12 protein-coding genes are annotated in these 12,663 nt (G+C 73.7%); 2 read left to right on the top strand and 10 right to left on the bottom strand.

The genetic code is table 11. The annotated features are described in order from the left end of the window. Window positions 1–4: 4 nt before the first annotated feature. The 3 genes from ACMATS_RS19705 to ACMATS_RS19695 form a co-directional block, all read right to left on the bottom strand. Window positions 5–565, bottom strand: a complete 561-nt coding sequence (locus ACMATS_RS19705; protein WP_336410241.1) for a bacterial proteasome activator family protein — start codon at window positions 563–565, stop codon at window positions 5–7. A gap of 93 nt (window positions 566–658) precedes the next feature. Then, the gene (locus ACMATS_RS19700) at window positions 659–1,105 is read right to left on the bottom strand and encodes a hypothetical protein (protein ID WP_390777332.1); all 447 of its coding nucleotides are present in this window, start codon (window positions 1,103–1,105) and stop codon (window positions 659–661) included. 103 nt (window positions 1,106–1,208) lie between these two features. After that, a complete protein-coding gene (locus ACMATS_RS19695) occupies window positions 1,209–2,186 on the bottom strand; it encodes an NAD(P)H-quinone oxidoreductase (RefSeq protein WP_390777331.1) in 978 nt (325 codons plus the stop codon). Window positions 2,187–2,345: 159 nt separating this feature from the next. Between ACMATS_RS19695 and ACMATS_RS19690 the strand changes: the two genes are divergently transcribed. Then, window positions 2,346–3,422, top strand: coding sequence for a potassium channel family protein (locus ACMATS_RS19690; protein WP_390777330.1), 1,077 nt, complete (start codon window positions 2,346–2,348; stop codon window positions 3,420–3,422). A gap of 107 nt (window positions 3,423–3,529) precedes the next feature. Here ACMATS_RS19690 and ACMATS_RS19685 read toward each other — a convergent pair whose 3' ends face one another. From ACMATS_RS19685 to pdhA, 5 genes are read right to left on the bottom strand one after another with little or no spacing between them, the layout of a single operon-like run. Then, window positions 3,530–5,008 carry a molybdopterin molybdotransferase MoeA gene (locus ACMATS_RS19685; protein WP_414168606.1) on the bottom strand — a complete coding sequence of 493 codons (1,479 nt, stop codon included), beginning with the start codon at window positions 5,006–5,008 and terminating at the stop codon, window positions 3,530–3,532. After that, on the bottom strand, window positions 5,005–5,892 hold the full coding sequence (locus ACMATS_RS19680; RefSeq protein WP_390777328.1) for an NTP transferase domain-containing protein: 888 nt from the start codon (window positions 5,890–5,892) through the stop codon (window positions 5,005–5,007). Before ACMATS_RS19680 ends, ACMATS_RS19685 begins: the two co-directional genes overlap by 4 nt. Window positions 5,893–5,935: 43 nt before the next feature. Continuing rightward, window positions 5,936–7,327, bottom strand: coding sequence for a dihydrolipoamide acetyltransferase family protein (locus ACMATS_RS19675; RefSeq protein WP_391150409.1), 1,392 nt, complete (start codon window positions 7,325–7,327; stop codon window positions 5,936–5,938). Beyond that, the gene (locus ACMATS_RS19670; protein ID WP_390777326.1) at window positions 7,327–8,388 is read right to left on the bottom strand and encodes an alpha-ketoacid dehydrogenase subunit beta; all 1,062 of its coding nucleotides are present in this window, start codon (window positions 8,386–8,388) and stop codon (window positions 7,327–7,329) included. Before ACMATS_RS19670 ends, ACMATS_RS19675 begins: the two co-directional genes overlap by 1 nt. Further along, window positions 8,385–9,560: a pyruvate dehydrogenase (acetyl-transferring) E1 component subunit alpha gene (gene pdhA / locus ACMATS_RS19665; RefSeq protein ID WP_414168605.1), complete on the bottom strand. Its 1,176-nt coding sequence runs from the start codon at window positions 9,558–9,560 to the stop codon at window positions 8,385–8,387. The genes ACMATS_RS19670 and pdhA overlap by 4 nt, the downstream gene beginning before the upstream one ends. A 171-nt stretch (window positions 9,561–9,731) precedes the next feature. Between pdhA and ACMATS_RS19660 the strand changes: the two genes are divergently transcribed. After that, window positions 9,732–10,250, top strand: coding sequence for an Lrp/AsnC family transcriptional regulator (locus ACMATS_RS19660; RefSeq protein ID WP_390777324.1), 519 nt, complete (start codon window positions 9,732–9,734; stop codon window positions 10,248–10,250). Between the two features lie 61 nt (window positions 10,251–10,311). Here ACMATS_RS19660 and ACMATS_RS19655 read toward each other — a convergent pair whose 3' ends face one another. Both ACMATS_RS19655 and ACMATS_RS19650 read right to left on the bottom strand, forming a co-directional pair. Continuing rightward, window positions 10,312–10,893: a TetR/AcrR family transcriptional regulator gene (locus ACMATS_RS19655; RefSeq protein ID WP_414168604.1), complete on the bottom strand. Its 582-nt coding sequence runs from the start codon at window positions 10,891–10,893 to the stop codon at window positions 10,312–10,314. Window positions 10,894–11,084: 191 nt separating this feature from the next. Next, window positions 11,085–12,641: a 3-hydroxyacyl-CoA dehydrogenase gene (locus ACMATS_RS19650; RefSeq protein WP_414168603.1), complete on the bottom strand. Its 1,557-nt coding sequence runs from the start codon at window positions 12,639–12,641 to the stop codon at window positions 11,085–11,087. Between the last annotated feature and the right edge of the window lie 22 nt (window positions 12,642–12,663).

Here is a 12,663-nt window from a genome sequence, read left to right as displayed (position 1 = left end):
GCGCCTACAGGTACGGGCCCGAACGGGCGCCGCCGTGCGGCTGGATGTCGTGCTCGTCGTCGTCGAGGACACCGGCGGGCAGGGCGCGGCGCATCTGCTCCAGCTGGGCGCGGGCCGCCATCTGCTGGGCGAACAGCGTCGTCTGGATGCCGTGGAAGAGGCCTTCCAGCCAGCCGACCAACTGGGCCTGCGCAATGCGCAGTTCGGCCTCGGTCGGGATCGTCTCGTCCGTGAACGGCAGCGACAGCCGCTCCAGCTCCTCGACGAGCTCGGGGGCGAGACCGTCCTCGAGCTCCTTGACGGAGCTGTGGTGGATCTCCTTGAGCCGGACGCGGCTCGCCTCGTCCAGAGGCGCGGCGCGCACTTCCTCCAGCAGTTGCTTGATCATGCTGCCGATGCGCATGACCTTGGCGGGCTGCTCGACCATCTCCGTCACCGGGACCTCGCGCGACTCGTCGTCGCCCTCCCCGCCGCCGGGGCTGGCGCTGCCGAGAGCCATGCCGTCCGGGCCTACGACCAGAACGTGCGGGCTCTCCTGCGACCGTTCATTCCTCGGCATATCCATGCCGCCATTCTCTCGCACAGGTGATTTCCCCCTGGTGATGCCCCCGTACACGCCTGATCCACCGCTTCCTTGCGCGGGGCGCGCGCTCCCGCGCTACTGCCTCCGCAGCCGCCAGGCGATGAATCCCAGCCCGAGACCCGTCAGTGCCATCCCGGTGCCGAGCGGCAGCACGCGTATCACCCGCTCCGCCTGCTCCGGCCGCTCCGCCGCGGCGGGTCCCGGCCCGTGCGACGCCCCGCGCACGGGGCCCGGCTCCTCGCGCGCGGGCGGCACGATCGGCGCCGCGTGCGAGGGCCGCGGAGCGGAGCGCCGCGGCGCGGCCGTGTCGGCCCGCCCGGGGTGCGGGCGGCCCTCCCCGGCCACGGTCCCGGCGAGCCGCCGGCCGGGTGCGGGCGGGGAGGGGAAGACGGTCGTGGTGGACGGCACCGCGGGCGACGGCGACGGCGTCGGCCCGGACAGGGCTCCGGTCACCGGTACGACCGGTATGAACACCCCCGGCACCGCCATGGCCAGTCCGGCCAGAGCCCCGGCAATCCACACGGCCGCCACCGCCCTCCGCAGGAGTTCACGTCACCCCCACCCTCACACCGCCGCGCGGCGACGGCGCGCTGATGGGCGCCCGGCCGGGTGACCCGGCGGAGCCTCACGTCGTGAGCAGCACCTTGCCGACGTGCACGCTCTCCTCCAGCACCCGGTGCGCGGCGGCCGCGTCCCGCATCGGCACCGTCCGGTCGACGACCGCCCGCACCCGCCCGCCGGCGATCAGCGGCCACACGTGCTCCCGCACGGCCGCCACGATGGCCGCCTTCTCCGCGAGCGGCCGCCCGCGCAGCGAGGTCGCCGTCACGGCCGCCCGCTTGGCCAGCAGCTTGCCCAGGTCGATCTCACTCTTGCGGCCGCCCTGCAGGCCGATGATGGCGAGCCGTCCGTTGACCGCCAGGGCGTCGATGTTCCGCTGCAGGTACTTCGCCCCGACGATGTCCAGGACGACGTCGGCGCCGACCCCGCCGGTCACCTTGTGCAGTTCCTCGACGAAGTCCTGTTCGCGGTAGTCGATGAGGATGTCGGCGCCGAGCTCGCGGCAGCGCTCCAGCTTGTCCCGGCCGCCCGCGGTCACCGCGACGCGCGCCCCGACCGCCTTGGCCAACTGGACGGCCATGGTGCCGATTCCGCTGCCGCCGCCGTGCACGAGAAACGTCTCACCGGGGCGGAGGTGCGCCACCATGAAAACGTTCGACCACACAGTGGCCGTCACTTCGGGCAGAGCGGCCGCCGTGACGACGTCCATGCCGTCCGGTACGGGCAGCAACTGACCGACCGGCACGCAGACTTTCTCCGCGTAGCCGCCGCCGGCCAGCAGCGCACACACCTCGTCGCCGACCGCCCAGCCGCTCACTCCGGGACCGAGCGCGGCGATCCGCCCGGAGCACTCGAGACCCGGGTACGGGGACGCACCGGGCGGTGGGTCGTAGAAGCCCTGCCGCTGCAGCAGATCGGCACGGTTGACGGCACTGGCGACGACCTCGACCAGCACCTCGCCCGCGCCGGGCACGGGGTCGGGGACCTCGGCCCAGACGAGGGCCTCGGGTCCGCCGGGAACGGGAATGGTGATCGCATGCATGAGCGCGAGGCTACGTGCTCCGGTGCGCGGTGTGGGCGGTGTGCGCGCCGATATCCGCGCCGGGCTGCGGCACCGACGCCGCTCCACGCCCCGTCCGGCAATAAGAGATCATGGGCTGCGTGCGAAATGCGACGAATGCAGCTTTGAGGCCGACAGACGATGGTTGACCGCAAGAGCAACAGGACGCTGATCCGGTCCCTGCTCCGCCGGAGCCGCCCCGACGCCGAGGACATCGAAGCCGGCCGGGCCATCGTCCTGCCCGCCCAGCGTGCCGCCTCGCCCCTGCTCCAGGTCGGCCGGCGGCTGCTCATGGCGCTGCTCGTCATGGTCGCCACCGTCTTCATCGTCTACGCCGACCGCAGCGGGTACCACGACAACGCGGGCGGCGAGGTGGGCTTTCTGGGCGCCGTCTACTACTCCACCGTCACCCTGTCGACCACCGGATACGGCGACATCGTCCCGTACAGCGACAGCGCCCGCCTGAGCAACGTGCTGCTGGTGACGCCCCTCCGCGTGCTGTTCCTGATCATCCTGGTCGGCACCACGCTCGAAGTGCTCACCGAGCGGACCCGGCAGCAAGTACGCGTTCACCGTTGGAGGTCACGGATGCGGGACCACACCGTCGTCGTGGGATACGGCACCAAGGGCCGCCACACCATCGACACCCTGATCGGGCAGGGCAAGCCCAAGGACAAGATCGTCGTCGTGGACCCGCAGAAGAAGGCCGTGGACGCCGCCGCGAGCGACGGTCTCGTGGGCGTCCTCGGCGACGGCACCAGGTCCGACACCCTGCTGCGCGCCGAGCTGCAGAGAGCGACGCACGTCGTGATCTCCACGGAGCGGGACGACACGGCCGCCCTGGTGACGCTCACCGCGCGTCAGCTCAACAAGCACGCCACGATCGTCGTCGCCGTGCGGGAGGACGAGAACGTCCCACTGCTCCGTCAGAGCGGCGCCAACACGGTCGTCACCAGCTCCAGTTCGGCCGGGCGGCTGCTCGGAATGTCCATGCTGAGCCCGAACGTCGGCAACGTCCTCGAAGACCTGCTGACGTACGGCCACGGCCTGGACGTCGTCGAGCGCCCGGTGACGAAGAGCGAGGCGGGGCGCAGCCCCCGGGACTGCGCCGACCTGGTGGTGGCGGTGATCCGGGGGCACCGTCTGATCCCCTACTCGGCCCCCGAGGCGGCGACCCTGCACCTGGCGGACCGCGTGGTCACGATCAAGCAGAACTAGCGCCCTGTATGGGGCGCGCCCTGTATGGGGCGCGGGGCTGTCGACATATGCGGCTCCGCCGCGTGGGCGCGACCAGCCACGACGAACCCACAGATGACCCGCGCCCCCTACAGGGCGCCCGGCAGGTCGAGCAGCTCCACGGCCGCACCGCGGGCCGCGCCGCCCGGCGGGACGACCGCCAGCGCGTCCGCGGCCGCCAGGCCGCGCAGCATCGCCGGCCCATGGAAGCGCAGCGGACGCGCGCGGCCCTCGCCGCGGTCGGTGACCGGGACGAGCCGGGTGTCCGCGGGCCGCCCGGTCACGCCCTCGGTGAGCACGGCCCGGCGCGGCCTGCGTGCCGCGCGCCCCGCGAGGGTGCGCAGCAGCGGCTCGGCGAGCGTCAGCAGGCCCGCGACGGCGGCCAGCGGATTGCCGGGGAGCCCGACCACGTGCCGCCCGGGCCCGTAGCGGGCCAGCAGCATGGGGTGGCCCGGGCGCACGGCGACGCCGTCGACCAGCCACTCGGCGCCGAGGTCGCCCAGGGTGGGGTGGACGTGGTCGACGGGTCCGGCGGCGGTGCCCCCGGTGGTGAGCACCAGGTCGGCGCCGGACGCGGTGAGGGCCGCGCGCAGCGCCGCCGCGTCGTCGCCGAGGAACCGCGTCGCCGTCACCTCGGCGCCCAGGGCCAGCAGCCAGGGCCCGAGCATCGGGCCGAGCGCGTCGCGGATGCGGTCCTCGTGGGGCAGGCCCTCGTGGAGCAGTTCGTCGCCGAGGACGAGGACCTCGACGCGCGGGCGCGGGGCGACGGTCAGCTCGTCGTAGCCGGCCGCCGCGGCGAGGCCGAGCACGGCGGGGGTGACGAGGGTGCCGGCGGGCACGAGGGCGTCGCCGGTGCGGCACTCCTGGCCGCGCGGGCGGATGTCGGTGCCCTGGGTGACGTGCCGGGTGGCGTGGAGCAGTTCGCCCGCGTCCCGCACGATGCCGTACTCGCTGCGCAGGACCGCCGTCGCTCCGGCCGGCACCCGGGCACCGGTGGCGATCCGGAGGGCGTGCCCGTCGCGGAGCACGCCGGCCTCGGCGTGCCCGGCGAGGATGCCCTCCCCGTCGGCGGGGAGCCGCCAGGGGCCGGGCCCGGCGACGGCCCAGCCGTCCATGGCGGAGGTGTCGAAGGAGGGCAGGTCGGTCAGGGCGGCGAGCGGTGCGGCCAGGGTGTGGCCGAGGGCGTCGCCGAGGGGGCGCGGGCAGGGCTGCAGGGGCGCGGCGGCCCGGGCGGCCGTCCGGCGGGCCTCCTGCCAGGGGGTGCCGTGGCCGGGGGAGGGCTCGGTGCCGTCGCCCTTCGGCTCCGCGGCACCGCCCGTCGCGTCGTAGTAGCGGACGCCCGCGAACGGCACGTCGAGGGACGGTTCTTCGCGTCCGGGTGGCGCGGGGGCCTGCTCGAACGGGTCCTCGTCGAAAGGGAAGTATCCGCCGGGCTCACGGCTCTCCTGCTGCCGCTCCGGGTCCAGGTCCGGGCCCGGCTCCGGCACGGTGCGGGTGTCCGCGAACAGCGCCAGGGCGTCGTCCGTCGCACGGTCGAGCGAGGCGTCCGCCTCCCGCCGGCCGGTCATGACGACCCGTCGGGCTTCTGCGGCCCCGCCGTGCCGCCCTCCTCGGCCCAGCGCGCGGCGAGCGCGGTGGCCTTGCGGGAGGCCTCGGCGAGCTCCTCCGGACCGCCGCCGCGGAGCGCCGCGGCATAGCCGACGAGAAAGGTCGTCAGGGGCGCGGCGGGACGGGCCACGCCGTGCGCGGCGTCGCGCGCGAGGTCGAGCAGGCCTGCCGTGTCGACATCGATCTCGATGCCGAGCTCGGCCTTGACCGCGGAGATCCATTCATCCAGCACGCTCCTATCGTCCCTGATCCGCGCGCGGGCCGTGCCGATGTCCTCCCAGGTGTCGCAGTCGAAGGACGCGGTGGGGTGGTGCAGCCGGGTCAGGGACAGCTCCGTGGTGAGCAGCCGCAGGGGCAGGCCGGAGAGCGTGCCGTGTTCCGCGGCGAGGAGCCCGAGCTCGCGCCGGAGCGCCTCGGTGCGGTAGGCGGCGACGAGGGGCTGTTCCCGGCCGCCGGGGTCGGTGAGGACGGCGCCCTCGGCCGTGCCGCCGTGCTCGCCGAGTGCGCCGAGCAGCGCCCGTACCGCCTGTTCGTCGAGGAAGGGCAGGTCGGCGGAGAGCAGGAGGACCGTCGCCGCGGAGACCTGGCGCAGCCCGGCGTCCAGGGCGGTGAGCGGGCCGCCTCCGGGCGGCTGTTCACGGGCCCAGAGCACCGGCCGCACCGTCGCCCTGCGCGGTCCCACGACGACCGTGCGGGCGGCCCCGCCGCAGGCGCCGAGCACCCGGTCGAGCAACGACCGCCCGCCCACCCGCACGGCGGGCTTGTCCGCTCCGCCGAGCCTGCGGGCCGCGCCGCCGGCCAGGACCACTGCGTCGTACGCGTCGTACACCGGATCGTTGGTCACCCGACGAGTGTGCCGCGTCCTCGGAGTGCCGGGCTCCGCAGGGTCAGAGCGAGCGCAGGAGCACCGCCGGCTGTTCGACGCAGTCGGCCACGTACCGCAGGAAGCCGCCCGCCGTGCCGCCGTCGCACACCCGGTGGTCGAAGGTGAACGACAGCTGCACCACGTGCCGCACGGCGAGTTCGCCCTCGTGCACCCAGGGCTTGGGCGCTATCCGGCCGACGCCGAGCATGGCCGCCTCGGGGTGGTTGATGATCGGCGTGGAGCCGTCCACCCCGAACACCCCGTAGTTGTTGAGGGTGAACGTGCCGCCCGTCAGCTCCGCGGGGCTGAGCTTGCCCGCCCGCGCGGCCTCGGTGAGGCGGGCCATCTCCACCGACAGCTCGACCGCGTTGCGCGCGTGGGCGTCCCTGACGACGGGGACGACCAGCCCGCGGTCGGTCTGCGCGGCGAACCCCAGGTGCACCCCGGGCAGCCGGACGATCTCGTGCGCCTCGGTGTCGACCGTCGCGTTGAGCTCCGGGTACTTGGCGAGGGCGGCCGTGCAGATGCGGGCCAGCAGGGCGAGCAGCGACACCTTGGCGCCGCCGGAGGCGTTCATGGCCCTCCGGGCGGCCAGGAGTTCCGTGGCGTCCGCGTCGACCCAGCAGGTGGCATCCGGGATCTCCCGGCGGCTGCGGCTGAGCTTCTCGGCGGCCGCACCGCGCACTCCGCGCAGCGGGACGCGCAGCCCTTCGGCCTTGCGCCGGCCGGCCGCGCGGGCCGTGCGGACGGCCGGGGCCGCCGCACCGCGCGGCACGGCTGCGCCTGCATGGGCGTCGGGCGCCGGTGCCGGAGCGGCATGCGAGGCGTGGGCCGCCTGTGCTGCCTGTGCTGCTTGCGCCGCCTGTTCGACGTCTGCCCGGATGATCAGCCCTTCCGGGCCCGTCCCCCGTATCCGGCGCAGGTCCAGCCCGCGTTCCCGGGCGAGCCGGCGGACGAGCGGCGATATGACGGCGACGGAGACCGGCGCGCCCGGCGCACCGGCCGGGCCGGCGGCACCGGCGGGCTGCGCGGCACCGCGGTCGCCCGGGCGCACCCTGCGGCGGCGGGCCGCGGGTGCCTGGGTGCCGTAGCCGACGAGCACATTGCCCGAGCCCTGGGAGCCGTTCCGGCCGTCCGGGGCGTCCGGACCCTTGCCGCCCGGATCCCGCTCCCCCACGGCGACCGTCAACAGCGGTGCGCCCACGGGCAGTTCCGTGCCCTCCTCGCCGAAGCGGGCCGTGACCACGCCTCCGTAGGGGCAGGGCACCTCGACCATCGCCTTGGCCGTCTCGACCTCGACCACCGGCTGGTCGACGGAGACCACGTCCCCCACCTCGACCAGCCAGCGCACCACTTGGGCCTCGGTGAGCCCCTCGCCCAGGTCCGGCAGGGTGAATTCCTTGACGACGGCCATCACTGCACTCCGCCCTCGTATCCGTTGCTCCCGCGCCCGCCGGACGTCCACTCGGACTCCCACTGCAGGCGCCCCACCGCATCCAGCACCCGGTCCACGCCGGGCAGATGGTGCTTCTCCAGCATGGGCGGCGGATACGGGATGTCGAACCCCGCGACGCGCAGCACGGGCGCCTCCAGGTGGTGGAAGCAGCGCTCGGTGATCCGGGCGGCGATCTCCCCTCCGGGACCGCCGAACCCGGTCGACTCGTGGACGACGACGGCCCGTCCTGTACGCCGCACGGACGCACAGACGGTCTCCTCGTCGAAGGGCACCAGCGACCTCAGGTCGACCACTTCCAGGTCCCACCCCTCGGCACCGGCGGCCTCGGCGGCCTCCATGCAGACGGGCAGGGACGGTCCGTAGGTGACGAGCGTCGCCGAAGTGCCCCGCCTGCGGACGACCGCCCGCCCTATCCCCGGCACCTGTTCGGGACGTTCGGGGTCCCAGTCGTCCTTGGACCAGTACAGGCGCTTGGGCTCCAGGAAGACCACGGGGTCGTCGGAGGCGATGGCGGCCCGCAGCAGGCCGTACGCGTCCGCCACGGTGGCCGGGGCGACCACCTGCAGACCGGGGGTGGCCAGGTAGTAGGCCTCGGAGGAGTCGCTGTGGTGCTCGACGCCTCCGATGCCTCCGCCGTAGGGCACCCGCACGGTGATCGGCATCGGCAGGGCGCCGCGGGTGCGGTTGCGCATCCGCGAGACGTGGCTGACGAGTTGCTCGAAGGCCGGGTAGGCGAAGGCGTCGAACTGCATCTCGACGACCGGCCGCAGCCCGTACATCGCCATGCCGACGGCCGCGCCGAGAATGCCCGCCTCGGCCAGCGGGGTGTCCGTGCAGCGGTCCTCGCCGAACTCCTTGGCCAGCCCGTCGGTGACCCGGAAGACGCCGCCCAGGGTGCCGACGTCCTCGCCGAGCACATGGACGGACGGATCCTCGGCCATGGCGTCGCGCAGCGCCCTGCCGAGCGCCTGCGCCAGCGCGGTGGCCTTGTGTGCTGTCCCGACAGCAGCGGTGGTCATCGCTGCCTTCCTTCCTGGGGGCCGTCGTCCTCCCGGCAGGCCGGGGGCAGTTCCCCGGCAGCGGCCAGCTCGGCCCGCAATTGTGCTGCCTGCTCGCGCAGTTGGGCAGTCTGTTCGGCGTAAACGTGCGTGAAGAGTTCCATCGGGTCGAGCACGGGGTCCCGGTGCATCCGCTCGCGCAGATCGGCGGCCATGCGCTCGGCCGCCTCCCGTGCCTCCCGTATGCCCGCTTCGCCGAGCAGCCCGCGACCGGTCAACTCCCGCTCCAGCAGGGCGATCGGGTCGTGGGCGCGCCAGGCCTCGACCTCGGCGTCGCTGCGGTAGCGGGTGGCGTCGTCGGCGTTGGTGTGGGCATCCATCCGGTAGGTGACGGCCTCGACCAGGGTGGGCCCGCCGCCGCTCCGGGCGCGGTGCACGGCGTCGGTCAGCACCTGGTGGACGGCGGCCACGTCGTTTCCGTCGACCAGCCGGCCGGGCATGCCGTAACCGACGGCCTTGTGGGCGAAGGACGGCGCGGCGGTCTGCTTGGCCAGCGGTACGGAGATGGCGAAGCCGTTGTTCTGGACGAGGAAGACGACCGGGGCGTGCCAGACGGCGGCGAAGTTGAGCGCCTCGTGGAAATCGCCCTCGCTGGTGCCGCCGTCGCCGACGAGGGCCAGGGCGACGACGTCGTCCCCCTTCAGCCGCGCGGCGTGCGCGAGGCCCACGGCGTGGGGGAGTTGGGTGGCGAGCGGTGTGCACAGCGGGGCGACGCGGTGTTCGTGCGGGTCGTAGCCGGTGTGCCAGTCGCCGCGGAGCAGGGTCAGGGCCTCGACCGGGTCCAGACCGCGGGCGACGGCGGCGAGGGTGTCGCGGTAGCTGGGAAAGAGCCAGTCCTGCGGCTCCAGGGCGAGGGCGGCGGCGACCTGGCACGCCTCCTGCCCCGTGGAGGAGGGGTAGACGGCGAGGCGGCCCTGCCGGGTCAGCGCGGTGGCCTGGGTGTTGTACCGCCGGCCGCGCACGAGCTCGCCGTACATCCGGCCGAGCAGCGCGGGGTCGACCCCGCCCGCCGCCGGGGTGCCCAGCACCCGGAGGGGCTCCGCATCGGGCAGCAGCGGCGCCGGATCGGTGCGGGGCTGCCAGCCGGGCGGCGGGGCGGGGCGGTACGAGCCGGGCTGCTCCAGAACCGTCATGACGAGCACCTCCTCTTGGGGACGAGCGTGACCGGAAAGCGCCCTGCGCTCTCCCTACCGATTGTTCGGTCGTCGGCGCATTTTGGCTACAGGCGGCCCGAGCCTGTGGACAAACGGTTCTCCACAGCCTGAGATATGCACAGGGCGTCCACGAAGGGGAGGCATGGCGGTATGCCGGACGAACAGATGGCCTTTTCGCAGGGGTTCCCGGGTGCTACCCAGGGAAACAGAGCTCCCGCACGGCCCCTGGACGACATCGACCGCTCGATCCTGAGGATGCTCCAGGCCGACGGGCGGGCCTCGATACGGTCCGTGGCCGAGCGCGTGCACGTCTCGCGGGCCAACGCCTACGCCCGGATCAACCGGCTCATCGACGACGGGGTCATCCGCGGCTTCAGCGCCCGGATCGACCAGGAGCGGGCCGGGCAGGGCGCGTCGGCGTACATCACCCTGAAGATCGTCCAGAACTCCTGGCGGAGGGTCCGCGAAAAGCTCCAGGACCTGCCGGGTGCGGCCCATATCGCCCTGGTGAGCGGCGACTTCGACGTCCTGCTGCTCGTGCACACCAAGGACAACCGCGCCCTGCGCGAGCTGGTGCTCACCCGGATCCAGGCCATGGACGAGGTGCTGAGCACCCGCACCCTGCTGGTCTTCGAAGAAACGGATCTCCTGGAGGACGGCGACACGTAGGCGCCCCGAAAGGGGCGCGGGGAACTGCGCGACCAGCCACGACGCGCCCGCACCCGAAAAACTAGGTCCGCAACCCCGCAAACGCCGTCAGGCAAACGGCGTCGGCCACCTCGTCCGCCGTCGCCGCGCCCCCGCGCTCCGGCCGGTACCACTCCACCACGGAATTGATCATTCCGAACAGCAGCCTGGTGGCCAGCCGGACGTCCACGTCGTGCCGGAGATCGCCGTCGGCCGCAGCCTCCTTGAGCAGCCCGGCGACCCGGTGGTCGAACTCCCGCCGCCGCTCCATGGCCCAGCGCTCGGTCTCCGTGTTGCCGCGCACGCGCAGCAGCAGGGTCACGTACGGCAGCTCGGCGATGAGCACCTCGACGGTGCGGCGGGTGACGTACTCGAGCCGGTCGACGGCCCGCCCGGCGGTGGCGCCCGGCTCCTCCAGCACGGCGAAGAGCCCGTCCAGCGCCCGGCTTATGGCCAGCCGCAGCAGCTCTTCCTTGCCCTTGACGTGGTGGTAGATGGAGGACTTGGAGATCCCTGCCGCCTTGGACAGGTGCTCCATGGACGTGCCGTCGTAGCCCCGCTCGTTGAACACCTTGACGGCGACCGCGAGCAGCGATTCGGGCGTGTAGGTGTCGCGCTTGGCCATCATTCTCCTTGCATGGGAATCCCCGTCATGAGGCCGGGAGGGAAACGCATCGTTCGCCTGCGGCCCCTCGATGCGGCGTAGTACGTTGTGGCCCTGCTCGCGGGCAGCGGTCAGGGCTTGGCCGTCATGAGGCTCCCCGGAGCCGAGTGAGAAGCCACCCCGTTCACGGGGCGGAGGAGTCACGGTCATGATTACAGCAGGCCTTTCATGACAGCCGCACGGCGGCATAGGGGCTGGGACGGGGCGTAGCGGCCTCCGGGGTACTCGTACTCCATGTTCCGGAGGAACCGGCACACCCACTCGGGTCCCAGCCCCCGGCCCCAGGCCAGCGGGCCGCGCGGGTAGTTCACGCCCAGCCGCATGGCGGTGTCGATGTCCTCCTCGCCCGCCACGCCGCGCCCCGCGGCGTCCTGGGCGAAGTCGACGAGCATGGCGACCGTCCGGGCGACGATCATCCCGGGCACGTCGCCGATGACGCTCACCTGCTTGCCCAGCGCCTGGAACAGGCCGGTGGCCGCCCGGACGCCCGCCGCCGGTGCGGTGCGGGAAGGCGCGAGGGCCACGCGGGCGCAGGTGCGGTAGTCGAGGGCGAGGTCGAAGTGGACGCGGGGCCCGGGCGCGTCCGAGCCGGCCGCGCGCCCGTCGGTCAGGGCGAGCCGGACGCCCCCGGGCAGGGCGAGGTATCCGGTGTCCTCGTCGTATCCGGTGTCCTCGTCGTCCTTGTCGCAGGGGGCCCGGTCGACGGTGATGCCCGCCTCCTCGATCAGCTGCGGCAGGGCCGCGGCGGCCGGCGGCAGCTCCCCGTGCAGCACGACGGCCTCGGGCGCCGCACAGGACGCGGCGGTGTGCGGCTGCGGCCGCTCCGCGCCCTCGGCGTGGTCGTACCAGCCCCGCCCCGTCTTGCGCCCGAGCAGCCCGGCCTCGACGAGCCGCTGCTGGGCGAGCGAGGGCGTGAACTTCGGGTCGTGGAAGAAGGACGCATGGACCGAACGGGTGACGGAGTTGTTCACATCCTGGCCGATGAGATCGGTCAGTTCGAAGGGGCCCATCGCGAAGCCGCCGGACCCGCGCAGCACGGCGTCGATCGTCGCCGGGTCGGCGGCGCGCTCCTCGTACACCCGGAAGGCCTCGGCGTAGAACGGACGGGCGATCCGGTTGACGAGGAAGCCCGGGGTGTCGGTGCAGGTCACCGGGGTCTTGCCCCAGGCGGCCACGGTCGCGCGCGCCCGCTCGGCGGCGGCCGCGTCGGTGGCGTGGCCGCGGACGACCTCCACCAGCGGCAGCAGCGGGGCGGGGTTGAAGAAGTGCAGCCCGAGGAAGCGGCCGGGCCGGCGCAGGGCGCCGCCGATCGCCGTCACCGACAGGGAGGAGGTGTTGGTGGCCAGCAGACAGTCGTCGGGAACGACCGATTCCAGCTCGCCGAACAGCTTCTGCTTGACGTCGAGTTGCTCCAGAATCGCCTCGATGACCAGGGCCGTGCGGTCCGCGGGACCGGCGAGGTCCGCCAGGCGCGCGGCGGGGCGCAGCCGGGCGGCGGCCGCGTCGCGCTCGGCCCCCGTGAGCCTCCCCTTGGCCACGAGACGGTCGAGCCGGGCCCTGACGGAACGTTCCGCTTCCTCCGCACGGCCGGGCACCGCGTCGTACAGCCGCACGGGATGGCCTGCGAGCAGTGCGACCTGGGCGATGCCCTGGCCCATGGTTCCGGTGCCGACGACGGCGACGGTACGGGCGGGCTCGATGGCGGTCATGGCTGTGATCCTCCCCGATGAG

Origin of the sequence: Streptoverticillium reticulum, assembly GCF_047456005.1 — a bacterium.
GTDB lineage: Bacteria > Actinomycetota > Actinomycetes > Streptomycetales > Streptomycetaceae > Streptomyces > Streptomyces reticulum.
The sequence above is the reverse complement of the archived record's forward strand: the minus strand, read 5'-3'. Positions and strand labels throughout refer to the sequence as shown.